Annotated in this window: 19 protein-coding genes; 5 read left to right on the top strand and 14 right to left on the bottom strand. The window is 69.5% G+C overall.

Going from position 1 to position 22,761, the window contains the following annotated elements; translation table 11 throughout:
• Positions 1 to 31 precede the first annotated feature (31 nt).
• Positions 32 to 637: a hypothetical protein gene (locus ACZ5Z0_RS13665; protein WP_464108887.1), complete on the top strand. Its 606-nt coding sequence runs from the start codon at positions 32 to 34 to the stop codon at positions 635 to 637.
• A 37-nt stretch (positions 638 to 674) separates the two neighbouring features.
• Here ACZ5Z0_RS13665 and ACZ5Z0_RS13660 read toward each other — a convergent pair whose 3' ends face one another.
• The 3 genes from ACZ5Z0_RS13660 to ACZ5Z0_RS13650 all read right to left on the bottom strand — a co-directional run bounded on the left by ACZ5Z0_RS13660 (position 675) and on the right by ACZ5Z0_RS13650 (position 6,472).
• Positions 675 to 2,516: an ABC transporter ATP-binding protein gene (locus tag ACZ5Z0_RS13660; RefSeq protein ID WP_464108886.1), complete on the bottom strand. Its 1,842-nt coding sequence runs from the start codon at positions 2,514 to 2,516 to the stop codon at positions 675 to 677.
• A 160-nt stretch (positions 2,517 to 2,676) separates the two neighbouring features.
• A complete protein-coding gene (guaB, locus tag ACZ5Z0_RS13655; RefSeq protein ID WP_464108885.1) occupies positions 2,677 to 4,188 on the bottom strand; it encodes an IMP dehydrogenase in 1,512 nt (503 codons plus the stop codon).
• Positions 4,189 to 4,369: 181 nt separating this feature from the next.
• On the bottom strand, positions 4,370 to 6,472 hold the full coding sequence (locus tag ACZ5Z0_RS13650) for an acyltransferase family protein (protein WP_464108884.1): 2,103 nt from the start codon (positions 6,470 to 6,472) through the stop codon (positions 4,370 to 4,372).
• A 137-nt stretch (positions 6,473 to 6,609) separates the two neighbouring features.
• Between ACZ5Z0_RS13650 and ACZ5Z0_RS13645 the strand changes: the two genes are divergently transcribed.
• On the top strand, positions 6,610 to 7,578 hold the full coding sequence (locus ACZ5Z0_RS13645; protein WP_464108883.1) for a DUF389 domain-containing protein: 969 nt from the start codon (positions 6,610 to 6,612) through the stop codon (positions 7,576 to 7,578).
• A gap of 84 nt (positions 7,579 to 7,662) precedes the next feature.
• Here the strand turns inward: ACZ5Z0_RS13645 and groL are convergent, their stop codons facing one another.
• From groL to ACZ5Z0_RS13630, 3 genes are all read right to left on the bottom strand, one after another.
• A complete protein-coding gene (gene groL / locus ACZ5Z0_RS13640) occupies positions 7,663 to 9,273 on the bottom strand; it encodes a chaperonin GroEL (RefSeq protein WP_464108882.1) in 1,611 nt (536 codons plus the stop codon).
• Positions 9,274 to 9,353: 80 nt separating this feature from the next.
• Positions 9,354 to 9,650, bottom strand: a complete 297-nt coding sequence (groES, locus tag ACZ5Z0_RS13635; protein WP_056737866.1) for a co-chaperone GroES — start codon at positions 9,648 to 9,650, stop codon at positions 9,354 to 9,356.
• 576 nt (positions 9,651 to 10,226) lie between these two features.
• The gene (locus tag ACZ5Z0_RS13630; RefSeq protein ID WP_464108881.1) at positions 10,227 to 10,640 is read right to left on the bottom strand and encodes a hypothetical protein; all 414 of its coding nucleotides are present in this window, start codon (positions 10,638 to 10,640) and stop codon (positions 10,227 to 10,229) included.
• A 56-nt stretch (positions 10,641 to 10,696) separates the two neighbouring features.
• Here ACZ5Z0_RS13630 and ACZ5Z0_RS13625 point away from each other — a divergent pair, with 56 nt between their 5' ends.
• On the top strand, positions 10,697 to 11,923 hold the full coding sequence (locus ACZ5Z0_RS13625) for a class I SAM-dependent methyltransferase (protein ID WP_464108880.1): 1,227 nt from the start codon (positions 10,697 to 10,699) through the stop codon (positions 11,921 to 11,923).
• A 16-nt stretch (positions 11,924 to 11,939) separates the two neighbouring features.
• Here the strand turns inward: ACZ5Z0_RS13625 and ACZ5Z0_RS13620 are convergent, their stop codons facing one another.
• Entirely contained in the window at positions 11,940 to 12,740 is an 801-nt protein-coding gene (locus ACZ5Z0_RS13620) for a shikimate 5-dehydrogenase (RefSeq protein ID WP_464110790.1), read from the bottom strand.
• A gap of 48 nt (positions 12,741 to 12,788) precedes the next feature.
• A complete protein-coding gene (locus ACZ5Z0_RS13615) occupies positions 12,789 to 14,420 on the bottom strand; it encodes a glycoside hydrolase family 3 protein (protein WP_464108879.1) in 1,632 nt (543 codons plus the stop codon).
• A 176-nt stretch (positions 14,421 to 14,596) separates the two neighbouring features.
• Here ACZ5Z0_RS13615 and ACZ5Z0_RS13610 point away from each other — a divergent pair, with 176 nt between their 5' ends.
• The gene (locus ACZ5Z0_RS13610) at positions 14,597 to 15,748 is read left to right on the top strand and encodes a glutamate--cysteine ligase (protein ID WP_464108878.1); all 1,152 of its coding nucleotides are present in this window, start codon (positions 14,597 to 14,599) and stop codon (positions 15,746 to 15,748) included.
• Between the two features lie 47 nt (positions 15,749 to 15,795).
• On the opposite strand, the gene tsaD is transcribed toward ACZ5Z0_RS13610, so the two are convergent.
• From tsaD to ACZ5Z0_RS13580, 6 genes are all read right to left on the bottom strand, one after another.
• Positions 15,796 to 16,914 carry a tRNA (adenosine(37)-N6)-threonylcarbamoyltransferase complex transferase subunit TsaD gene (gene tsaD, locus ACZ5Z0_RS13605; RefSeq protein WP_464108877.1) on the bottom strand — a complete coding sequence of 373 codons (1,119 nt, stop codon included), beginning with the start codon at positions 16,912 to 16,914 and terminating at the stop codon, positions 15,796 to 15,798.
• Positions 16,911 to 17,363: a ribosomal protein S18-alanine N-acetyltransferase gene (gene rimI / locus ACZ5Z0_RS13600; RefSeq protein WP_464110789.1), complete on the bottom strand. Its 453-nt coding sequence runs from the start codon at positions 17,361 to 17,363 to the stop codon at positions 16,911 to 16,913. Before rimI ends, tsaD begins: the two co-directional genes overlap by 4 nt.
• A 47-nt stretch (positions 17,364 to 17,410) precedes the next feature.
• A complete protein-coding gene (tsaB, locus tag ACZ5Z0_RS13595) occupies positions 17,411 to 18,082 on the bottom strand; it encodes a tRNA (adenosine(37)-N6)-threonylcarbamoyltransferase complex dimerization subunit type 1 TsaB (RefSeq protein WP_464108876.1) in 672 nt (223 codons plus the stop codon).
• Positions 18,083 to 18,084: 2 nt separating this feature from the next.
• The gene (tsaE, locus tag ACZ5Z0_RS13590) at positions 18,085 to 18,702 is read right to left on the bottom strand and encodes a tRNA (adenosine(37)-N6)-threonylcarbamoyltransferase complex ATPase subunit type 1 TsaE (protein WP_464108875.1); all 618 of its coding nucleotides are present in this window, start codon (positions 18,700 to 18,702) and stop codon (positions 18,085 to 18,087) included.
• Positions 18,699 to 19,922, bottom strand: coding sequence for an alanine racemase (gene alr, locus ACZ5Z0_RS13585; protein WP_464108874.1), 1,224 nt, complete (start codon positions 19,920 to 19,922; stop codon positions 18,699 to 18,701). Before alr ends, tsaE begins: the two co-directional genes overlap by 4 nt.
• A 241-nt stretch (positions 19,923 to 20,163) precedes the next feature.
• A complete protein-coding gene (locus tag ACZ5Z0_RS13580; protein ID WP_464108873.1) occupies positions 20,164 to 21,255 on the bottom strand; it encodes a carbohydrate kinase family protein in 1,092 nt (363 codons plus the stop codon).
• Between the two features lie 82 nt (positions 21,256 to 21,337).
• On the opposite strand from ACZ5Z0_RS13580, the gene ACZ5Z0_RS13575 reads away from it, so the two are divergent.
• A complete protein-coding gene (locus ACZ5Z0_RS13575; RefSeq protein WP_464108872.1) occupies positions 21,338 to 22,750 on the top strand; it encodes a family 4 glycosyl hydrolase in 1,413 nt (470 codons plus the stop codon).
• The last annotated feature ends 11 nt before the right edge of the window (positions 22,751 to 22,761 follow it).

Here is a 22,761-nt window from a genome sequence, read left to right as displayed (position 1 = left end):
GCCGGTTTCCCGCGGGAGGTACGCTGGCGGCATGGATAAAGGGTGGATCTTCGATGGCCATATTGCAGGCCTGGGAACGGAATCCGGCCTGCGCGCGGTGGTGGGCCTCTGGCAGCGGTCCCCCTTCGGATCCTTCGCCGACGCCATGGTGGAGCTTCCCTCGGGCCACAGGATTCTCTTGGCTCCGACCGCCGAGATCTGTGACTTCATCGCCTCGGTCTACAACTTTGACGAGAGCCTCGTGGTGGATGTGGCGGCGTCATATCAGGCAGGACAGCTCACCGTCGACGCCGGTCCCCTCAGCGTGCGGGCCGCCGTCGGAGTTCGCACCCGGCTTGGCAGCGTCGTGCGCCTGGTCCCGCGCCCGGTGGCGGTGCACCCGCTGTGGTTGCGGGCCGTCAGTCCGCTCGCTGCCAGAATCAGCCCCGGAGCCCGCACCGCGGGCGCCGCCAAGGGCGGACGGACGGAGTACTACGGCGTAACGGATCTGCACCACATCGGGACCGCCCGCGTGAGCTGGGACGGCGCCGACGCCGGGTCACTTGCCGCCGTCCGGCCCGCGGTCACCTTCGGTTTCAGCAGCGTTCCCGCCGCCCCCAGCCTGGCGCGGGTGCGGACCACCGTGACGGCGACCTAGCCCGCGGACACGCCGGCAGGCTTCACCGCGCGGCCCCTCAGACCCCTTCAGCCTCGTCCACGGCGAGCTGGGATTCGAACATCCGGAAGTAGCGGCCCCGGAGGGCCACGAGTTCCTTGTGCGTGCCCTGCTCCACGATCCGGCCGTCCTCCAGCATGTAGACGATGTCCGCCTTCTCGATCGTCGCGAGCCGGTGGCTGATGGCGATGATGGTGCTGCTGCGGTCGGCGAAGAGCCGGGTGAAGATCCGGTGCTCGGCCAGCGCGTCGATCGCCGACGTCGGCTCGTCCATCACCATAAAGGACGCGTCGCGGTAGAAGTTCCGGGCCATGGCCAGGCGCTGCCACTGGCCGCCGGAGAGGCCGCTGCCCTTGCGGCCGCGCGGATCCTCCATCCAGTTGCTGACGTGGTTGTCCAGCCCGTTGGGCAGTTTGTTGATGAACTCCAGGGCCTCGGCGTCGGCGGCGGCGCGGCTGATCCGCGCGTCGTCCCGGGGCGCGTCGACGTCGCCGAAGAAGATGTTCTCCGCCGCGGTGGCGAACTCGTACTTCAGGAATTCCTGGCTGAGGACCGCGAGGTGGCGGTGCCAGGACTTCACGTCGACGGCGGCGAGGTCGACGCCGTCGAGCAGCACCTGCCCCGAGTCGGGCCGGTAGAGCCCGGCGAGGATCCGGATCAGGGTGGACTTGCCGGCCCCGTTCTCCCCCACCACGGCGATGTGCTGGCCCTGCCGGATGGTCAGCGAGATGCCCTTGATGACCTCCAGCTCGCTGCCGGTGTAAGTGAAGCGGATGTCGCGCAGTTCAACGGTCCGCGGCGCCTCGAGCAGGGGCGGGGCGTGTTCGGAGTGCACCGGCAGCGCCATAAACAGCTCGTAGTCCTTGAGGTTCGCGAGGTCCTCGTCGATCGAACTGAGCGAGGAGACCAGGCTGTTGGCGGTGGACAGGGCGCGGCTGACGATCTGCTGGACGTAGAGGAACTGCCCCACCGGCTGCGCCCGGGCGATGATCTGTCCCACCACCCAGATCAGCGAGACTACCTCGGCGCCGTACTGCAGGGCGTCGGCGGCGAGCTGTTTGGGGATGTAGCGTTTCTGGAAGTCCAGCCGTCGCTTCTCGTCCGCGTCCCGGAGCCGGGAGCGCAGCCCCATCAGATAGCCGACGATCCCATAGAGCCGCATCTCGGCGATATGCTGCGGCCGCAGCAGGTTGATTTCGATCATCCTGCGTTGCCGGCGCGAATCGACCTGGGTGTTCCAGTGCGCGATCTGTTCGCGGGAGAGTTTGAACTGCAAGTAGACGCTGGGCACGATCGCGGCCAGCACAATCACCGCGATCCACCAGCTGACCAGCAGCAGCGCGCCGATCGCCAGGATCACCGAGACCAGCTGGGTGAAGATGGCGGCGATCCGGTCCAGGACGCGGGCGTAGGAATCGGAGAAGCGCTTGGCCCGGTCGTAGAGATCCACCGTCTCCTTGTCGTCGTAGCGCCAGAAGTCGAGGGCGAGGAACCGCTCGTACATCAGGTCCCCGACGATCGCGCCGACCCGGAAGCTCATGAGCTGCTGGATGTAGCGGTCCACGCTGCTGAACGCTCCCCAGAAGAGGCCGAGCGCCGCCGTGATGACGACGTAGACGATCGCCTGCCGCCCGGCCTCGGCGTTACCGGCGTAGGCGGCCGCGAGGGCCGTCGTGGTCAGTGCGGCGAAGTAGGTGGTGACGAGCGGCAGCAGCGCCGAGATCAGCGAGCCAACGATTTTCATCACGACGGCGGCCGGCGAGGCGCGGAAGCTGACCCGCAGCACCTGCGCCACGGCCCGCGCATAGGGCCGCAGTGCCAGTTTGCGCTTGGCTTCGCGCGCGGGCAGGAGTTCGGACATGCCTCCAGCCTAGTTGCGGGCCGATGCGACGGAACGCGAAAGGGCCACGGGACGAATCCCGCGGCCCCTCACGTTGTGCGGGCGGGGTGGGAGGCGCCGGGTGGGGCCACTCCCGCCGGGTTCCCTGACCGAGCTTGCGTGGTTAGGGGGCGGGTGGGGATTAGCGCGAACCGTAGTTCGGTGCCTCCACCGTCATCTGGATGTCGTGCGGGTGTGATTCCTTCAGCCCGGCCGGGGTGATCCGGACGAACTTGCCGCGGGCCTTGAGCTCGGCGACGGTCGGCGCGCCGGTGTAGAACATGGTCTGGCGGAGGCCGCCGACCAGCTGGTAGGCCACCGAGGACAGCGGGCCGCGGTAGGCCACGCGCCCTTCGATGCCTTCCGGGATGAGCTTGTCGTCGCCGGAGACGTCGGCCTGGAAGTAGCGGTCCTTGGAGTAGGAGGTGTTCTTGCCGCGGGTCTGCATGGCCCCGAGCGAGCCCATCCCGCGGTAGCTCTTGAACTGCTTGCCGTTGACGAAGATCAGGTCCCCCGGGGACTCGTCACAGCCGGCCAGCAGGGAGCCGAGCATGACGGTGTCGGCCCCGGCCACGAGGGCCTTGCCGATGTCGCCGGAGTACTGCAGCCCGCCGTCGGCGATCAGCGGCACACCGGCCGGGATGGCCGCCTTCGCGGACTCGTAGATGGCGGTGATCTGCGGGACGCCGACGCCGGCCACCACGCGGGTGGTGCAGATGGATCCCGGACCCACGCCCACCTTGATGCCGTCTGCGCCCGCGTCGATCAGGGCCTGGGCACCCTCGCGGGTGGCGGCCTGGCCGCCGATGATGTCCACGTGGGCGGCGACCGGATCGGACTTCAGCCGCCGGATCATGTCCAGCACGCCCTGCGAGTGGCCGTTGGCGGTGTCGACGAAGAGGGCGTCCACGCCGGCGTCGATCAGGGCCATGGCCCGCTCCCAGCCGTCACCGAAGAAGCCGATGGCCGCACCCACGCGCAGCCGGCCCTCCTCGTCCTTGGTGGCCAGCGGGTACTGCTCGGCCTTGGTGAAGTCCTTGGTGGTGATGAGTCCCTTGAGCCGGCCCTGCTCGTCGACCAGCGGGAGCTTCTCGATCTTGTTGGTGGCGAGCTTGTGCGAGGCTTCTTCGCGGCTGATGCCGACGTGTCCGGTGACCAGCGGCATCTTGGTCATGACGTCGCTGACCAGGCGGATCGGGAAGTCGGATTCCGGCACAAAACGGGTGTCGCGGTTGGTGACGATGCCGAGCAGCCGCATGCCCTCATCCACGACCGGCAGCCCGGAGACCCGGTAGTGCGAGCAGATCTCATCCAGCTCGGCGAGGGTGGCCTCGGGGCCGATGGTGAGCGGGTTGGTGATCATGCCGGACTCGCTGCGCTTCACCCGGTCCACCTGGTCGGCCTGGTCGGCGATTGACAGGTTGCGGTGCACGACGCCTAGGCCGCCCTGGCGGGCCATGGCGATGGCCATCCGGGACTCGGTGACCGTGTCCATCGCGGCGGACAGCAGCGGGGTGTTCACGGTGATGCGCTTGGAGATCCGCGAGGAGGTGTCAGCTTCGGAGGGGATGACGTTGGTGTGTCCCGGCAGCAGCAGGACGTCGTCGTAGGTCAGGCCAACGAAGCCAAAAGGGTCGTGTTCTGGCTGGGTCATGAGTGCGCCTCTTACCTTGGGTTTCTGGGTTCACGGGTAGGGGTTGCAGCAGATGACCAGCCCGTCATTACGGGCGTGGCCTGTGCAGAAGTGTTGTGTAAATACTAGAACCTTGGCGGCAATCCCCATATTCCGGGCCGCGAATGTGAGCAACGGCATCCCGCGGGCGGCGCCGCGCGCGTCACTTCCAGCCGGTGGCGGCGAGCAACCGCTGCTCAAACATCGGGATCATGCTTTGCACGTACGTCTTGGTGAGGTGGTTGTCGTCCTTGTAGACGTAGACGTTCCCGACGACGGCGGGGCAGGTCCCGTCGGCGCAGATGAAGTCGCTCATGTCCATCAGGTGCAGCCCTGCGACCTTGCCCCGGTAGGCGTCCAGCGGCGAGGAGTCGGCCAGCGACTCCTGCAGCGGAACGTTGCAGGCCGCGGCATCGGTGCCCTTCTTCTGCACGCACTCGGGCATGTTCATGGTGAACCGGGGGTTGTCGCGCACGCCCACCACCTCCATCCCGGCGTCGGTGAACGGCCTGATGCCCTCAAGGTACTGCGGGACCTCGGTCTCGTACGGGGCGTCCTTGTGCGTGAGCGAGGCGACTGTGAAGACGGCGTCCGGCTTGTGTTCCAGGACGTACTGGGTGCTGGCCTTGTTGAAGGCGTTGCAGTCGGCGTCGCGCTCGGGCGATTCCCCGCCGAAGCGGCAGTTGCCCTTGAGCAGGGTGACGACTTCCCAGCCGTGGCTCTTGGCGATGGGGCCCAGCGCGGCCATGTACTGCTGGGCGTGCGAATCGCCGAGCACGACGATCCGCTTGGTCACCTTGTCCGGCTTACTGTTCTGCAGGCAGCCCGAGAGCAACGGGTCGCTGGGCATGTTCGCGTCGGTGCAGAGCCCGTCGATATCGGCCCACTCGTTCTTCAGGGCGGCCGGGCCGGGAATGATTTTGGCGGCCGGTGTCGGCTTGCCGGCGTTCTCCGGCGCCAGCGCGGCCGCGCCGGGGGTCAAGTCCCGGGGCTGGGCAGCCGCGGCGGCCTCGTCGGCCATCAGCTGGCTCTGCCATACGGTCACCGGGCCGGCCAGCAGGGCGCCGCAGGCGGCGATGACGACGGCGGTGCGCCAGGCCCGGCGCTGCGGCCAGTGCCAGTCGCGCAGCGGCTTCTCGACAAAGCGGGTGGTGAGGACGGCCAGCACCACGGAGGCGGCGACAATCGCGAGGCCCTGCACCAGGTTCGGCGCGCTGAGGCCCATCCCGGCCAGCGCCAGCACCAGCAGCGGCCAGTGCCAGAGGTAGAGGGCGTAGGAGTTGTCGCCGAGGGCAACCAGCGGACGCCAGGTCAGGAGCCGGTCGACGCCGAAGCGGCTGCCGCTCTGCCCGGCCACAATGATGGCTGCGGCGGCCAGCGTGGGCCACAGCGCGATGAAGCCGGGGAAGGACCGGTCCACGGTCAGCAGCAGCCCGCAGGAGAGCATCGCGGCCAGGCCCGCCCAGCCGAGTAGCACGCGCAGCGCCTTGCCCGGTTTCAGGTGCGGCAGCGCCAGGGCGAGCAGCGAGCCGAGGGCGAACTCCCAGAGCCGGGTGCGGGTGTCAAAGTAGGCATAGCCCTGGTTGCTGGCGGTCTGGTCGATCGAGTAGGCCAGCGAGGCGGCGAAGATGGCCCCGAATGCCAGGGCAAGGATCAGCCGGTAGTTCGCCACCCGCCCGCTTAGGTTCGTCCAGCGGCGCAGCGCCCGCTGCAGAACGCGGTGCAGCAGGGCGGCCCCGGCGAAGACCAGCGGCCAGAGCAGGAAGACCTGGCCCTGGATGGACAGGGACCAGAAGTGCTGCAGCGGGCTGGCACCGGAGTGGTCCTGGGCATAGTAGTCGACGGCGGTGTCGGCAAGCAGCCAGTTCTGCCGGTACAGCAGGGATGCCCAGGCCTGGTCGAGGATATCGGGCCAGCGGCTTGCCGGCAGGATGGCCCGGGTGCCGATCAATACCCCGAGCACCACCACGACGACGGCGGGCAGCAGCCGCTTGAGCAGGTGCAGCCAGTGGCTCAGCAGGCGAAGCGGCTTCCCACTCCCCACCTTCCGGGCGAAGCTCAGGGTCATCAGGAAGGCCGAGATCAGCAGGAAGATGTCTACCCCGCCGGAGACGCGGCCCAGCCACACGTGGTAGGTCACCACCATCAGGACGGCGAGCGCACGCAAGCCCTGCACCTCGGGCCGGTAGCCCGATTTGCGGCGCGCCGGCGACCCCGCAGACGCGGGCGCCGGCGACGGGCTGGCTGCCGCTTGCTCGTTCGACACTTCTGACCCCTCAGGCGCGGTTCCAAAAACATCGATGTTACCGAACCGTAATTTTTTGCGCCAATCGCCGGGAGGTCCAGTAGGGGCGCCGACTCAGCGGCAGGCCCTAGTCTGTAACGAGTCGAAGGAGGCAGCGAGTGATTGTGCAGTTACGGATATGTGTCCCGGAGCGTCTTTCCGGTGCCGTGGTGGACTGCTGTTCGGACGGGCTCGGTGTGGCGGAGGTGGCGCTGCACCCGGGCGCTTCGGTGCTGCCGCCGGGAGACGTCATCCTGGTCTTTATCGCGCGCGAATCCGTCGAGGCGCTGATCGAACGGCTGCACGCCCTGAACGTCCAGGAGGTCGGCTCCATCTCGGTGACCACTCCCGAGTTGTTGCTCTCCGACCGCGCGGACGAGGCGGTGGCGGCGGCCCCCGGCGAGGGCGCGGACGCCATGATCTGGGATGAGGTGTCCCGGCAGACCGGGGAGGACTCCAGGCTGACGTGGAGCTATCTGGCATTCCTCGTCCTGGCCACCCAGCTGGCCGCTATCGGGATCGTCACCGACTCGACCATCGCCATCGTGGGCGCCATGGCCGTGGGTCCCGAGTTCGGGCCGCTCGCCGCGCTGGCCGTGGCGCTGGTGCGTCGCCAGTGGCGGCTGGGACGCGGGGCGGCGCTGGCGCTCGGGGTCGGCTTCCCGGTTGCCATGCTCGCTGCGGCCCTGACGGCCTGGCTCTCCGTCCCGCTGGGGCTCTTTCCCGCCGACGCGCTGGACCGCGGCTCGGCGGTGGAGTTCATCTACCACCCGGGGCCGTATTCCCTGATTGTGGCCCTGCTGGCCGGAACTGCCGGTATGTTGTCCGTGATCGGCCGGCGGTCGGCGGCCCTGATCGGCGTCTTCATCTCCGTCACCACGGTCCCGGCAGCCGGATATGTCGCGGTGGCGCTGGTGCTGGGTGAGTACCAGAAGGCTGCGGGGTCCGCGTTGCAGCTTCTGCTGAACCTGGTTGGGATCGTCGTGTCGGCCGTGGCGGTGCTGCTGTTCTACCGGGTCATCACCAAGCGCCTGCCACGCGACGCCGCACCGCGGCTGCGGCGGAAGTCGCAGGCGCCCCGGCGCTGACCGGCCGGGCCAACGGGCCAACGGAAAGGACCGGACCAGCTCACGCTGGTCCGGTCCCTTTGTTGCACTGTGCCCTAAGGACGCTTAGTGCTGGTGTCCGGCGTGTTCGTCCTCGTCGGCCGGCTTCTCCACCACGAGGGTTTCGGTGGTGAGAACCAGCGCGGCGATGGAGGCCGCGTTGCGGAGGGCCGCACGCGTCACCTTGACGGGGTCGATCACGCCGGCGGCGATCAGGTCCTCGTACTCGCCGGTCTTGGCGTTGAAGCCCTGGTTGACGGCGGCTTCGGCGACCTTGGCAACGACGACATAGCCGTCGAAGCCGGCGTTCTGCGCGATCCAGCGCAGCGGCTGGGTCAGCGCGCGGCGGACGATGCCCACGGCGGCTGCCGCGTCGCCGTCGAGCGCCTGGACGGCCGGATCCTCGTCGAGCGCCTTGAGGGCGTGGATGAGGGCGGAACCGCCGCCGGCCACGATGCCTTCTTCGAGGGCAGCGCGGGTGGAGGACACGGCGTCCTCGATGCGATGCTTCTTTTCCTTCAGCTCGACCTCGGTGGCAGCGCCGACCTTGATCACGCCGATGCCGCCGGCCAGCTTGGCCAGGCGTTCCTGCAGCTTTTCCTTGTCCCAGTCGGAGTCGGTGCGGGTCAGCTCGGCGCGCAGCTGGGCGACCCGGGCCGCGACGTCCTCGGCGGAGCCGGCGCCGTCGACGATGGTGGTGTTGTCCTTCGTCACGGTGATGCGGCGCGCGGTGCCCAGCACCTCAAGGCCCACGGTGTCCAGGCTGAGGCCCAGTTCCGGGGAGACGACCTGCGCGCCGGTGAGGGTCGCGATGTCCTGCAGCATTGCCTTGCGGCGGTCACCGAAGCCCGGCGCCTTGACGGCGACGACGTTCAGGGTGCCGCGGATGCGGTTGACGATCAGCGTGGAGAGTGCCTCGCCGTCAACGTCCTCGGCGATGATGAAGAGCGGCTTGGAGCTCTGCAGCGCCTTCTCCAGCAGCGGCAGGAATTCCTGGACCGAGGAGATCTTGCCCTGGTTGATCAGGATGAGGGCGTCCTCGAGGACTGCTTCCTGGCGTTCCGCGTCGGTGACGAAGTACGGGGACAGGTAGCCCTTGTCGAACTGCATGCCCTCGGTGAGGACCAGCTCGGTCTGCGTAGTGGAGGACTCCTCGATGGTGATCACACCATCCTTGCCGACCTTGCCGAAGGCCTCGGCCAGGAGCTCGCCGACCTCGTCGCTCTGTGCGGAGATCGCGGCCACGTTGGCCACCTGGGTGCCCTCGACCGGGCGGGCGTTCTCAAGCAGGCGGGCGGCGACGGCCTCGACAGAGACCTCGATGCCGCGCTTGATCTGTCCCGGGGCGGCGCCGGCCGCAACGTTGCGCAGGCCTTCCTTGACCAGGGCCTGGGCGAGCACGGTGGCGGTGGTGGTGCCGTCGCCGGCGACATCGTTGGTCTTGGTGGCGACCTCCTTGGCAAGCTGTGCGCCAAGGTTTTCGTACGGGTCGTCCAGTTCGACTTCACGGGCGATGGTGACGCCGTCGTTGGTGATCGTGGGGGCGCCCCACTTCTTGTCCAGCACGACGTTGCGGCCGCGCGGGCCGAGCGTCACCTTGACCGTGTTGGCGAGCTTATCGATGCCGGCTTCAAGCGACCGGCGGGCAGCGTCGTTAAACGCAAGCTGCTTTGCCATGGTTTTGTCCTTTCAAGACAGAACCCCGCGCAGCCGTTCCGTTCAAAGCGAAGGAGCGGCGGCGCGGGGGTCCAAGAGAGTTACTTTACGACGATCGCCAGAACGTCGCGGGCGGACAGCACGAGGTACTCGACGCCGCCGGTCTTAACTTCGGTTCCGCCGTACTTGGAGTAGATGACAACGTCGCCGACGGCGACGTCGACGGGAACGCGGTTGCCGTTGTCGTCAAAGCGGCCGGGGCCTACTGCAACAACTTCGCCTTCCTGCGGCTTCTCCTGTGCGGAGTCCGGAATAACCAGGCCGGAAGCCGTGGTCTGCTCGGCTTCGAGCGGGCGGACAACAATACGATCCTCAAGAGGCTTAATAGAGACCGACACTCGGACCTCTCCTTTTCGTCAGCAAATTCGTGGACTATGAAGCGGTGATGCCATGGCGTACAGACCGTCGTCGCGGTGCCGGCAGTAGCTTGGCGGAGCGTGCTTCATGTGTTAGCACCCGCCTAGGGAGAGTGCTAATGACGACTCTATGTAAGGAGTTAGCACTCGGTCAAGGCGAGTGCCAGAAATTCGTCCCGGGTGAAGATCGGGCGAGACATGCCCATCCGGCGGCTTGGCGGACGGACATGCCGCCCAGGGCGCGGAGCTCGTGTCCATTGTTGGTGCTGAGCGCTGGGCATGCTCATTGCTGGTCCGGTGCGATGGACATTCCGTTCGGGAGCGATGGGCAGGTCCGTTGCTGGCCGCCACCGATGGACATACACGCAATATGTCCAGTGTTGGCCGCGAGGAACGGGCATGTCCGGAGTGGGTGGACCCAACCGGCGCCGCGCCAGGCCACGCCAATCCCCTACATCCCAGCGGGCTAAACACGCCAATGCCCAAAGTTCCAGCGGGCCAAGCGGGCAAAGCCCCCCATGCGGGCCCACCCGCCCAAGCAGGCCAACCCCGGGCGGCCTACTCCCCCGCGAGGTCCTCGTAGTCCCAGTCCTGGCCGTCGTCGTCCTCGTCGACCTGCGCGGAGGTGTTCCGTTCGCGGTAGAGCACAAAGCCGCCGGCGAGGGCAGCCAGTGCGCCGAGGACCAGGAAGATGATGCTTCCCACCCGGGCGGCGGCATAGGTGTCGCGGATGGCCCGCGCCTCGTCGGTGGCATCGGTGACGTCCTTGCCGCCAACGGAATACACGGTGGCGTTGAAGGAGTCGAGGGCGAAGATGATCACCAGCAGCGCCACGCAGACGACGGCCACCACACTGCCCGCAATCAGCGCGGGCCGGGCGAAACGGACCAGCCCCCGCCGGCCCGGATTCTCCCCGTCCCCCTGCTCCCGGGTGCCTGCCGCGCCGAAGTCCTCTGTGTCCCTGTCGTCCATGCCGTCCAGCCTATCGGTCGCGCCGGGCCTCCCGCGCCTGAACTACGCTTGATTGCATGGCTGAGACTACGCAGGACCAGATCGCCCCGCTTCTCAATCCGGAGGGCTGGGAGCTGCTGGCCTCGCTGGGCCCGTACCGCGAGGAGGAGGCCTTCCGGCTCAACGCCTCGCTCCGGAAGGCCGGCCATTCCCCCGAGCTGGTCTCGGCGGCACTCACGCAGTCCCGCCTGCGGACCAAGGCGGAGTCCAAGTTTGGCGAATTCGCCCGGCAGATGATTTTCACCCGGGCCGGGCTGGAGCAGGCCACTCGGCTCAACGTCGCGGCACGGCATGCGCAGCGGTTCGCCGAGGCCGGGATTGCGCACGTGGCGGACCTGGGCTGCGGACTGGGTGCGGACGCCATGGCGCTGGCCTCGCTGGACATCCGGGTCACCGCCGTGGAACTCGACGAGACCACGGCCGCCTGCGCCACCATGAACCTGATCCCGTTCCGGAACGCCACCGTGGTCCACGCCGACGCCGTCGCCGTGCCGCTCGACGGGATCGACGGCGTCTGGCTCGACCCGGCCCGCCGCACCACGTCCAGCTCCGGAACGAAACGGCTCTGGGACCCGGAAGACTTCTCCCCGCCACTGTCCTTTGTGGAGTCCCTGGCCGCGACCGGCCGGGCCGTCGGCGTCAAGATGGGCCCGGGCATGCCGCATGCGTCGGTTCCGGCGGGCTGCGAGGCGCAGTGGGTCTCGGTGGGCGGCGACGTCACCGAGGTGACCCTCTGGTTCAACGCGGTCCGCCGGCCCGGAATCCGCCGCGCCGCCCTGGTCCTGGGGCCGCAGGGCGCCGCGGAACTCACCAGCTCCGAGGAGTTCGACGCCGGACCGGTCGCCCCGGTGGGCGCGGTGGAGGGCTACCTCTACGAGCCGGACGGCGCCGTGATCCGTGCGGGTCTGGTCGCCGACGTCGCGCTCCAAGTCGGCGGCCACCTGCTGGACGAACACATCGCCTACATTTGCGCCCCGGACCTGACCGACACCCCTTTCGCCAGGGCCTACAAGGTCCTTGAGGTGATGCCGTTCAACGTCAAGGCGCTCAAGTCCTGGGTCAGGGACAACGGAATCGGCGTCCTGGACATCAAGAAGCGCGGCACCTCGGTCACGCCGGAGGAACTGCGCAAACAGATTCTGCCCGGCGGCAGGAGCGCCAGGAACGGCGCCAACAAGACGGCCACCCTGGTCCTGACCAGGATCGGCGAGGAGCGGGTGGCCATTTCGGTGGAGCCGGTCTAGGGCTTGGCGGGCGGCGCTACTGGGCCCGCATGAACTCCTCGGCTGCCCGGACCTGTTCGTCGCCTGGCCGGATGCCGGTGTAGAGCACGAACTGCTCCAGGGCCTGGATCGTGGCGACCTCGGCGCCGGTGATCACCTGCTTGCCCGCGGCCCGGGCGGCCTTGACCAGCGGCGTCTCGGCGGGCAGCGCGACGACGTCGAAGACCACCTTCGCGGCGTCGATCGCCTCCCGCGGGAAAGGCAGCGCCTCGGAATCCGGGCCGCCCGCCATGCCGATCGGGGTCACGTTGATCAGCATGTCGGCAGTGCCGGAGGGATCGACGTCGGCCCGCCAGGCGAACCCGTAGAGCCCGGCGAGCGCCCTTCCGGCCTCCTCTTTGCGTGCGATCACGGTGACGTTCCGGAAGCCGGCGTCGCGCAGGGCCGCCGCGGTTGCCTTCGCCATGCCGCCGGCGCCCAGCAGCCACACGGAGTAGTCCGTGGGGACGGCGTTGCGCCGCAGCAGCTGCTCGATCGCCGTGTAGTCGGTGTTGTAGGCCGTGAGCGTTCCGCCGTCGTTGACGATCGTGTTGACCGAATCGATGGCTTTCGCGGACGGGTCCATGACGTCCACGAGGTCGATCACGTCCTCCTTGTACGGCATCGACACCGCACAGCCGCGGATGCCGAGGCCGCGCACGCCGGCGATAGCCTGGGCCAGGTCGGTGGGGGCGAAGGCCTTGTAGATCCAGTTCAGGCCCAGCTGTTCGTACAGGTGGTTGTGGAAGCGGGTCCCGTTGTTGCTCGGCCGGGCCGAGAGCGAGATGCACAGGGTCATGTCTTTATTCAGGATGGGCACAGCACCATTAAACGCCACCGCACCGGTTCAGCGGCAGCCGGAGCCCGGTCCCTGCGGCCCGACGGCGACCGGCAGCTTCCCGGGGGCGGTCGCTTTGCCGGCGAGCACCTCCAGCAGCGCGTCGAAGGCCTCCTGGCTCCGGCCGTAGAGCGCGATCTTTGCGGGCGCGGCGGATTTCTCCAGCGGCCACGGGGCGTCGAGCGAGACGGCCACATCCGCTGTCGCCGGGGCTCCGCCGTAGCCGATCAGCGCCACCACCGGTCCGGCGCCGACGCCGATGCCGGCCTGCCTGGCCGCCGCCGCGAAACGGCCGCGGTCCTGCTCGGATCCGCCGCTGACCCGGACGCTGGCCGGAACCATCGGGCCGTCGCACGGCCCGGCAAGGACGGTAATGGCTTCCTGGGAGACCCTCTCCGACAGTGCCGAGCCGCTGCCCGGCGGAATGACCTGCGGCGCGTGGCTGCGGCCGCGCCAGAGCTGCATCGTGGCCACCCGCCGCGCCGCCTCGTCCAGGCGCGCGGCCGGCAGTGAACCGTTCCGGACCGCGTTCACGATCGCGGCGTGGGCCGTCTCGACGGACGCCGGCATCAGCACCAGGTCCGCTCCGGCGGCGAGGGCCAGCGGGGCGGCGGAGTCGTTCGGGAACTGCTGCGTGATCGCACCCATGTTCATGGCATCGGTCACCGCGACGCCTTCGAAGCCCATCCGGCGCAGCTCGGCGTAGGAGGCCGGCGAGACCGAGGCGGGGACGCCCGGCTGCAGTGCGGGCACGGCAATGTGCCCGGTCATGACCATTGGCAGGCCGGCGTCGATGGCAGCCTGGAAGGGTTTCAGGTCCTTGGCCCGCAATTGGTCCAGGCTCGCCCCTTGCACCGGCATCGCCTCGTGCGAGTTGACGGTCACCGACCCATGCCCGGGAAAGTGTTTGGCGGCCGGGAGCATGCCGGCGTCGAGCATTCCCTCTGAGAAGGCGGTGCCCACTTCCGCGGCGATGTCCGGGCTGCCGGAGATGGAACGGGCGCCGATCGTGGGATCGGCGGGACCCGCGGTGACATCCGCGGTCGGCGCGAAATCGACGTTGAAGCCGAGCCCGGCCAGTTCCGCGGAGATGGCCCGGCCGGCGTCGGAGGCCAGCGGTTTGCTGTCGGCGGCCCCGTAGCTCATCGGGGCAGGCCACTCGGTGAGGGGTGCACGCAGCCGTGCCACCGCCCTGCCCTCCTGGTCGACTCCGATCATGCCCGGCCAGCCGCGGCCATCAGCCCGGGCCGCCCGCTGCAGGCGCCCGTTGGCGTCCCGCATGGCGGCAGTGTCCACCTGCCCGTCCGGGGCCGTGGGGACGTGGTCCCCCATGACAATTGAACCTGCGAGATGGAGTCGTTCAATCGTCCGGGCGTGGGCTTCGGCGTCGAGTCCCTGGAAGAACGGCAGCAGCACCTGCCCGGCCTTTTGTTCCAGGCTCATGGCCGCCACGGCGGTGGCGGCGGCATCGGTGTCGCGCTGGTCCGGACCCCAGCCGAGCGGGCGCGGCGTCCCGTGCGCGGCGTTGTCCGGCGCCGGCGCCCCGGCAGTGGAGCCCTGGTCCGGGGACTGTCCCGGCCCCGAAGTGCCCGGGTCGCTGCAGCCCGCCGCAGCAACCGCCAACCCCGTCAGGAGCGCCACGACTGCCGGCAACCGGCTTCCCCTGTGAAGACTCTCACGTATCAGCTGTAACTTGGCCACCGGCTCGATGCTACCCCTGCACTAGACTTGAACCACCGTTGCCTTGCCACAGCATGCCGCTGCGGGCAGCAAACCAGCTGGCGTCAAAACGGGCAACAAAACAGCAAAGGGACCACATGAAGATTGATTTCGCTTCATCCAGGCAATCAACTCTTGGTGTGGAATGGGAGCTCGCGCTCGTCGATGCCGAAACCGGCGAGCTGGCCTCGGTGGCCGGCGAGGTGCTCCGGGGCGTGGCCGACCGCCATCCCGAGCTGAACGAGGATGACGAACATCCCCACATCAAACAGGAACTGCTGCTCAACACGGTGGAACTCGTCACCGGAATCTGCACCACCGTTGCTGAAGCCAAGGCGGACCTGGACAGTTCCCTCGCCGCACTGCGCGAGGTCACCGACCCCATGGGCGTCGAGGTCTTCTGCGCCGGCAGCCACCCCTTCAGCCCGCCGCAGCTGCAGCCCGTCACGGACAAGGAGCGGTACGCCAAGCTGATCGACCGCACCCAGTGGTGGGGCCGCCAGATGGTCATCTACGGGGTGCACGTCCACGTGGGCCTGGACAGCCGCGACAAGGTACTTCCCGTCCTCGACGGCCTGGTCAACTACTTCCCGCACTTCCAGGCGCTCTCCGCCTCCAGCCCGTTCTGGGGCGGCGAGGACACCGGCTACGCCTCGCAGCGCGCCTTGATGTTCCAGCAGCTGCCGACGGCGGGCCTGCCGTTCCAGTTCGCGAGCTGGGAAGAATACGAGGCCTACGTCCAGGACATGTTCACCACCGGCGTCATCGACACCCTCTCCGAGATCCGCTGGGACATCCGCCCGGTGCCCAACCTCGGCACCATCGAGATGCGGATCTGCGACGGCCTGGCCACGCTTGAGGAGGTCGGCGCGATCGCGGCCCTGACCCAGTGCCTCGTGGACGAGTTCTCCACCATTCTGGATAACGGCGGCACCATCCCGACCATGCCGCCTTGGCACGTCCAGGAGAACAAGTGGCGTGCGGCCCGTTACGGCCTGGACGCGATCATCATCCTCGACGCCGACGGCAACGAACAGCTCGTCACCGAGCACCTGCGCGAGACGCTCACCCGGCTGCAGCCCGTCGCCGCCAAGCTCGGCTGCAGTGCCGAACTGGCCGACGTGGAGAAGATCATCCGACGGGGCGCGGGCTACCAGCGCCAGCGCCGCGTCGCGGCCGAACACGGCGGCGACCTGCGCGCCGTCGTGCTGGACCTGGTCAAGCAGATGCGCAAGGGTCCCGAAGCCTAGCTTCCCGGCACCGCATCCCTGTTCCTAGGCGTTCCTGAGCGTTGCTGCTAGGCGGACACGGAGGTGACCGGCATCGAGGAGTCCGGCGCGAAGCCGATCCCGCTCGGTGCGGTTCCGGCCATCACCAGTTGCGCGCCAAGTGCGGCGACCATTGCCCCGTTGTCGGTGCACAAGGCCAGCGGAGGTACGGTCAGCCGGATCCCGGCGGCACGGCAGCGCTGCTCCGTCAGCTGGCGCAGCCGCGAGTTCGCGGCCACTCCCCCGCCCAGCAGCAGCTCGGTAATGCCGTTTTCGCGGCAGGCGAGCACCGCCTTGGACGTGATCACATCCACCACGGCTTCCTGGAAGGCGGCGGCGATGTCCGCGACCGGCACCTCCGCGCCGCGTGCCTCGAACTGCTCGACGCAGCGGGCGACGGCGGTTTTGAGGCCGCTGAAGGACCAGTCGTAGCGGTGCGGGCCGGGTTCCTCGACGGTGCCCATGTACTTGGGCTGGGTGAGGCCGCGCGGGAATCGGATGGCCTTCGCGTTTCCCGTGCGCGCCAGCTTGTCGATGGCCGGCCCGCCCGGGTAGCCCAGCCCCAGCAGCCGGGCCACCTTGTCGTAGGCCTCGCCGGCGGCGTCGTCGATGGTGGAACCGAGGAGTTCGACGTCGTCGGTGATGCTCCGGATCCGCAGTATTTCGGTGTGCCCGCCGGAGACCAGGAGCGCGCCGAGGTTGTCCGGCAACGCGTTCCCGCCGTCCGCGGCAAAAACGCCCGGGGCGCCGTCGCCCGGCTCGAGCAGGCCGACGCCGACGTGCGCCACCAGGTGGTTGATCGCGTAGAGCGGCTTGCCGGTGGCGACCGCGAGCGCCTTGGCCGCGCAGACTCCCACCATGAGCGCGCCGGCGAGCCCCGGGCCGGAGGTCACGGCGATGGCGTCAAGGTCCGCCAGCGTTACGTCCGCCGCGGCGAGGGCCTCGCGGAGGGTGGGGACGAACGCGTCAAGGTGTGCGCGCGAGGCGATCTCGGGGATGACGCCGCCAAAATGGACATGCTCGTCCATGGAGGAGGAGACCGTGTTCGCCAGCAGCCGGGTGCCGCGGACAATGCCGACGCCGGTCTCGTCGCAGGAGGACTCGATCCCCAACACCAGCGGCTGGGAGCTGTGCGGAATGTGGTTCATGCTCGGCCTGTTTCGCTCGGAGGTGTGTGCAGTTGGAGGCGCATGATCAGCGCGTCCACGCCGTCGCGGTAATAGCGCGGCCGGACGTGGATCTGCTCGAAGCCGAAGCGCAGGTAGAGCTGTTGGGCCCGGGGGTTGTCGGCGCGCACTTCCAGCAGCACATCGGCGGCATGGCGGCTCCGGCTTTCGCGGATCAGCTCGGTCAGCAGGGCCGACCCGATGCCCTTGCCCTCCTGTTCGGGCACGACGGCGATGGTCTGGACGTCCGCGATGGGTTCGATGCACATCAGCCCGGCGTAGCCCACGATGGCGCCCGCGGCCTCGGCGACGAGGTAATGCCGCGTGTCGGTCTGAGCCAGCTCGTCGACGAACATCTGCAGGGGCCAGGCGTCGACCGGGAACAGCCGGCGCTCCAGGGCGTGGACGGCGGGGATGTCCGCGGGAACCATGGGCCGGAGATCCACGCCGGGCGGCCCCGGCGGTGTTTCCGGGGCGCTCACAGCGCGCGCTTCCGCGGCCCGGGGACCTGCGCGTCGGATTCCCGCAGGTACAGCGGGGTGCTGTCCAGGAGTTGCTCCCCCGCGGCGAGGCGTGCGAGGGCGAACTGGCCTAGCGAGAGCGCCTCGGGCTGCCGCCCGGCGAATTCAGGCACCGCGTTCAGGACGTCCGGGTACAGGCCGGCGCCGGCGCCGTAGACCGGAAGGTCCGGCAGATCGGCGGCGAAACCCACATGCGGTCCGTCAAGCAGTTGCGGCAGCTGGCTGGCGGCCTGGGAATAGCGGGCCCAGTACACCTCCTTGCGCCGCGCGTCGGTGGCCACAATGAACTCCAACGCCGCTTCCGTGGACTCGGCCACCTCCAGGGCAATGGCGTCGAGGCTCATCAGCCCGTACAGCGGTTTCTGCCAGACGAAGGCCAGGCTGCGCGCCGTGACGATGCCGGAGCGGAGGCCCGTGAACGGTCCCGGTCCGACCCCGGTGACGATCGCGTCGACGTCGGCGCCGCGAAGGCCCGCGCCGGAGAGCAGCTGTTCGATCCCCGGGGCCAGCACCTCGGCGTGGCTGCGCGTGTCCGCGGTGGCGAAGCTGCCAACGGCGGACTCCAGGGAAGCGTCGGAGACGAGCGCCGCGCTGGCAACGGCCGAGGTATCGATGGCAAGGATGAGCATGTTCAGTCCGTTTCCGGGGTCGCGGGCAGGGACGGGAGGGCCGCCAGGGCGGCCGGCGGCTCGGCCCAGCGCGGACCGAAGCCGCGGAACACCACGGTCCGGGGCTCGTCGGCGTCGTCGGTGTCGAAGTCCAGCACTTCAGTGCCGGCGGGCTGGGTGGCGGCCTGGCCGCCGGTCAGTGCGCCGGGCGGGGTGCCGCCGAGCTGGCGGTGCAGCTCCACCTCGAGCCGGCTCTCGTTCAGGTGTTCCACCCGGCCGCGGCCCCATTCCACCACGGTCACGGAGCTGTCCATGGTGTTTTCCAGGTCGATGTCGTCGATTTCGGAGGCCGATCCCAGACGGTAGGCGTCGACGTGGACCAGGTCCGGGCCGCCGGGTCGCGGCCCGTCCGGCAGGTTGGGATGGATCCGGACCAGCACGAAGGTGGGCGAGATGATCCCGGCGCGGACGCCGAGGCCTTCGCCGAGCCCTTGCGTGAAGGTGGTCTTGCCGGCGCCGAGTTCGCCGCTGAGGACCAGCAGGTCCCCCGGCTGCAGCCCGGCGCCGAGGGAGGCTGCAAGGGCATGCGTCTGCTCGGCGGTCCAGACGGTAAGGGTCCGCTGCCAGGCCGCTTCGCTCACTGTCCGGCTCCGTCGCCGGGCGTTGGCTCTTCATTGATGTAACGGCGCGGCACCCGAGGGCTGATGCGGGTGACGATCTCGTAGTTGTTGGTGCCGGCCGCCCGGGCCCAATCCTCGGCGGTGGGGCCGCCGTCGGCGCCGTCGCCGAACATCACGGCCTCGGCGCCCAGCAGGGTGGTCCCCCCCGCGGAGACGTGCAGCGGACCGAGGTCTATCACCATCTGGTCCATGGCGATGCGGCCCACCACGGGGTAGGTCCGACCATCCACCCGGATGGGGCCGCCGGTGGCGATCCGCGGCACGCCGTCGGCGTAGCCCAGGGGGACGAGTCCCAGCGTGCTCTTGCCTGCGGTGCGATAGTTCAGCCCGTAAGAGACCCCCTGGCCTGCAGGCACGTCCTTGCAGTGCGCGACGACGGTGCGGACGGTCATCGCCGGGCGCAGCCCGACTTCCGCGGAGCTTTGCCCTTCGAACGGTGAGAGGCCGTAGATGCCGAGGCCCACGCGGACCAGGTCGAAATGCGTGTCCGGCCGGGACAGCGTCGCCGGAGTGTTGGCGAGGTGGCGGACCTCGGGGTCGACGCCGGCGTCCTGGGCCATCGCCAGCACCTCGCGGAAGGCGGCCAGTTGCTCGTCGGTTTCGGGGCGTTCGGGTTCGTCGGCGACGGCCAGGTGGGAGAAGATCCCCACGACGCGCAACAGTCCCTGGTCCTGGTATTCCATCGCCTCGCCGAGCAGCGTGTCCCAGGACTCCAGGGTGGCCCCGTTGCGGCCGAGTCCGGTGTCGACCTTCAAGTGGATCCGGGCCGGGCGTTCCTGCTCGCGGGCGGCGGCGACGATCCGGCCGAGTTCCCAGCCGGAGCAGCCGATGTCGATCCCCGCGGCCACGGCGGCGGCGAAATTGCTTTCGGGGGTGTGCAGCCAGGCCAGCAGGGGGGCTTCGATTCCGGCGACCCGCAGGGCCAGCGCCTCGGAAATATGTGCGACGCCGAGCCAGCTGGCCCCGGCACTGAGGGCGGCACGGGCGACGGGGATCGCACCATGTCCGTAGGCGTCGGCCTTGACGACCGCCATCACCTTGGCCGGCGATGCCACGGCCGCCAGCCGCCGGACGTTGTGCCGGATGGCGTCAAGGTCGATCACGGCCGAGCGCTCCTCGACATGGCCGGTACCTGCTTCCGCCACGGGCCGGAAATCACCTGTTGCTGCTGGGTATATCACTTTACGATTCTACGGGTGGCGGCAGATGCTCCTGAATTCGGGCCGGCCCCGCGCCCCAGGAGCATGCCCATTCTTCGCTGTGGGACATGCCCATTCCTCGCCGGGGGACATGCCCATTCGTCGGGGCCACGAGTGGACATATGGGGAATATGTCCAATCCCCGGCCCGGCCAGAGGGCATGTCCGTCGGCCGGCAACCCATCACCACCAGCGGAGCCCATGTCGCGCCAGCGCTGCCGGGGCTACGCGTCGGAGAGGTGCGCGATGGTCGCCGTCGCCCGCCGCTGCGCCTCCGGGGGCACGTTGCGCACGATCTCCTCGAGGAAGCGGTAGCGGCGCAGCCATTGGCTGCCCTGGCGTTCCTTGCGGGCGTTGGCGCGCTGCCACCAGTCGGCAAGGTCGCCCCAGCCGGGTGCGGCGAGCGAGCCGCCGACGTGCTGCACGGCCAGGGCGGCGCACAGGTTGGCGAAGCGGAGCCGGTCGCCCAGCGGCCAGCCGGCCAAGCAGCCGACGATGAACGCCGCTCCGAAGCAGTCCCCGGCGCCGGTGGGGTCGAAGGCCGGAACCGGCAGTGACGGCACCCACTCCTCTTCACCGGTTTCGGAATCCACCGCCATGGATCCCTGCGGGCCCAGGGTCACCACAGCCACCGGGACCTTGTCCGCGAGCGTGTAGAGCGCGGCCCACGGGTTGTCCTTGCCGGTGAAGGCCATGGCCTCCTGCTGGTTCGGCATAAAGGCGTGGAAGTACTGCAGGTTGTCCAGCCGTGCCTGCGCCCAGGTTCCGGTGGGGTCCCAGCCGACGTCGCCAAAGAGCCGCACGCCGGCCCGGTGCGCGTCGACTGCCCACGGTTCCAACTCCTCGCCCAGCTCCGCGACGGCGGCGAGCGCGGGCGGCGGGCAGCCGATCAGCTCGGTGGAGGTGACCGGCGCCGGGTGGCCGTGGGTCACCATGGAACGGTCCTTCTCAACGCTCAGCGACACGGTCACCGGCGAGTGCCAGCCCGGGACGCGCCGCGAGAGCGAGAGGTCCACGTGTTCCTGACGGTCCAGGATTTTCCAGTTGTAGTCGCCGTAGCCGTCGTCGCCGAACGCGGCGGCGAGCCCGGTCCGCAGCCCCAGCCGGGCCGCGGCGATGGCTTGGTTCGCCACCCCGCCGGGGCAGCTGCCCATCCCCTCGCTCCAGATTTCGGTCCCTGGCCGGGGTGCGTGCGGTAGCCCGGTGAAGATGATGTCCTGGAATACGGTGCCCGTCAGGAGCAGATCAAGACCCTTCGCCGCCGGGTTCCGGACGGCGGCGAGCGGGTCGAAGCGCGGCGCTGGAATGGCGTCCATACACGGCAGACTACGCCGTCCCAGTAGCCCGCGGTAGCAGGCGCCCCGGGCTCTCCGGCGCCTCGCGGAATAGACTGCAGGCATGCGGCTCATGATTGCCGGCGGCGGCGGATTCCGGGTGCCGCTGCTCTACCGGGCGCTCTCCGCCGGACCGTTCGCCGGCTTGGTCGGGGAGCTGGTGCTGTACGACGTCGACGCCGGCCGGCTCGCCGCCGTCGAGGCTGTGCTGGCCTCCGTGCCGCCGCCACCGAAAGGGGCACGCAGCGGCGGACCACGCATCCGCACCAGCACCTCGCTGGCCGACGCACTGACCGGCGCGGACATGGTGTTCGCCGCGATCCGGCCCGGCGGCACGGCCGGACGCACCGTCGACGAGCGGGTGGCGCAGGACCTGGGGCTGCTGGGCCAGGAAACGACCGGGGCCGGCGGGATCTCCTACGCCCTGCGCACCATCCCGCCGATGCTGGAGCTGGCCCGGGCGATGCAACGCCTCCGCCCCGAGGCGTGGCTGGTGAACTTCACCAACCCGGCGGGCATGGTGACCGAGGCGCTGGTCCCGGTGCTGGGCCGCAGGGTGGTGGGCATCTGCGATTCGGCCGGCGGGCTGGTGCACCGCGCGGCCCGGGCCGCCGGGGTCCCGCTCCCGGAGGGCCGGCTCGACGGCGCGGGCTACTACGGGCTCAACCACCTGGGCTGGCTGTACCGGCTGGAGGCCGCCGGCACGGACGTCCTTCCCGGTCTGCTGGCCGACGCCCGGGTCTTGGCCGCCTTCGAGGAGGGCCGGCTCTTTCCCCAGCCCTTCCTGGCCCGGCTAGGCTGCCTCCCGAACGAGTACCTGTACTACTACTACGAGACGGCCCGGGCCATGGCCGCCATGCGGGCCGCGTCGCAGACCCGCGGCGAGTCCATCCACCGACAGCAGGCCGAGCTCTATCCGCGGCTCGCGTCCGCCGGCGGGGAGGCGTACCGGCTCTGGGATGCCGCGCGCCGCTCCCGCGAGGAGGGCTACCTGGCCGAGGCCCGGGCCGCCGGCGAGCAACGGGACGAGGATGATCTGGCCGGGGGCGGTTACGAGCGCGTTGCCCTGGCGGCGATGCGGGCGCTGTCCGGCGGCGGCGACGCAGAACTGGTGCTCAACACCCCCAACGCGGTGCCGGCTCCGGGCGGGGCGCTGGCCGCTGCGATCCCGGGCCTGCCGGTGGACGCCGTCGTCGAGGTCCCCTGCCGGGTGGGCCCGGGCGGCGTGGTTCCGATCCCGCAGGACCGGCCCGCCGAGGCGCAACTGGCGCTGATGCGGCGGGTCAAAGAGGTCGAACGGCTCGTGGTTCGGGCCACCGGCCCGCAGTCCGCGTCCGACGGCGGGGGCCGGCGCGAGGCCGCCCTGGCCGCGTTCGCCCGGCATCCGCTGGTCGATTCGGAGGAGCTCGCGGTCCGGCTGCTCGCCGGCTACGAGGCGGCGTTCCCGGACCTCGCGGCGCTCTGGAGCACGGCGTAACTCTGGGGCGC

This window comes from Arthrobacter sp. T2-23 (genome assembly GCF_055398325.1).
Note: the sequence above shows the minus strand (reverse complement) of the source record. Positions and strands in the feature narration are given on the sequence as shown.

Bases quoted from the DNA above. Each gene is read 5' to 3' on its own strand.
- tsaD (WP_464108877.1), bottom strand. From the start codon at position 16,914: ATGAACCACATTCCGCACAGCTCCCAGCCGCTGGTGTTGGGGATCGAG.
- ACZ5Z0_RS13625 (WP_464108880.1), top strand. From the start codon at position 10,697: ATGGCTGAGACTACGCAGGACCAGATCGCCCCGCTTCTCAATCCGGAG.
- rimI (WP_464110789.1), bottom strand. From the start codon at position 17,363: ATGGTTCCCGCGGACATCCCCGCCGTCCACGCCCTGGAGCGCCGGCTG.
- ACZ5Z0_RS13610 (WP_464108878.1), top strand. From the start codon at position 14,597: ATGAAGATTGATTTCGCTTCATCCAGGCAATCAACTCTTGGTGTGGAA.
- groL (WP_464108882.1), bottom strand. From the start codon at position 9,273: ATGGCAAAGCAGCTTGCGTTTAACGACGCTGCCCGCCGGTCGCTTGAA.
- ACZ5Z0_RS13660 (WP_464108886.1), bottom strand. From the start codon at position 2,516: ATGTCCGAACTCCTGCCCGCGCGCGAAGCCAAGCGCAAACTGGCACTG.
- guaB (WP_464108885.1), bottom strand. From the start codon at position 4,188: ATGACCCAGCCAGAACACGACCCTTTTGGCTTCGTTGGCCTGACCTAC.
- ACZ5Z0_RS13575 (WP_464108872.1), top strand. From the start codon at position 21,338: ATGCGGCTCATGATTGCCGGCGGCGGCGGATTCCGGGTGCCGCTGCTC.
- ACZ5Z0_RS13620 (WP_464110790.1), bottom strand. From the start codon at position 12,740: ATGACCCTGTGCATCTCGCTCTCGGCCCGGCCGAGCAACAACGGGACC.
- tsaB (WP_464108876.1), bottom strand. From the start codon at position 18,082: ATGCTCATCCTTGCCATCGATACCTCGGCCGTTGCCAGCGCGGCGCTC.
- ACZ5Z0_RS13580 (WP_464108873.1), bottom strand. From the start codon at position 21,255: ATGGACGCCATTCCAGCGCCGCGCTTCGACCCGCTCGCCGCCGTCCGG.
- ACZ5Z0_RS13630 (WP_464108881.1), bottom strand. From the start codon at position 10,640: ATGGACGACAGGGACACAGAGGACTTCGGCGCGGCAGGCACCCGGGAG.
- ACZ5Z0_RS13665 (WP_464108887.1), top strand. From the start codon at position 32: ATGGATAAAGGGTGGATCTTCGATGGCCATATTGCAGGCCTGGGAACG.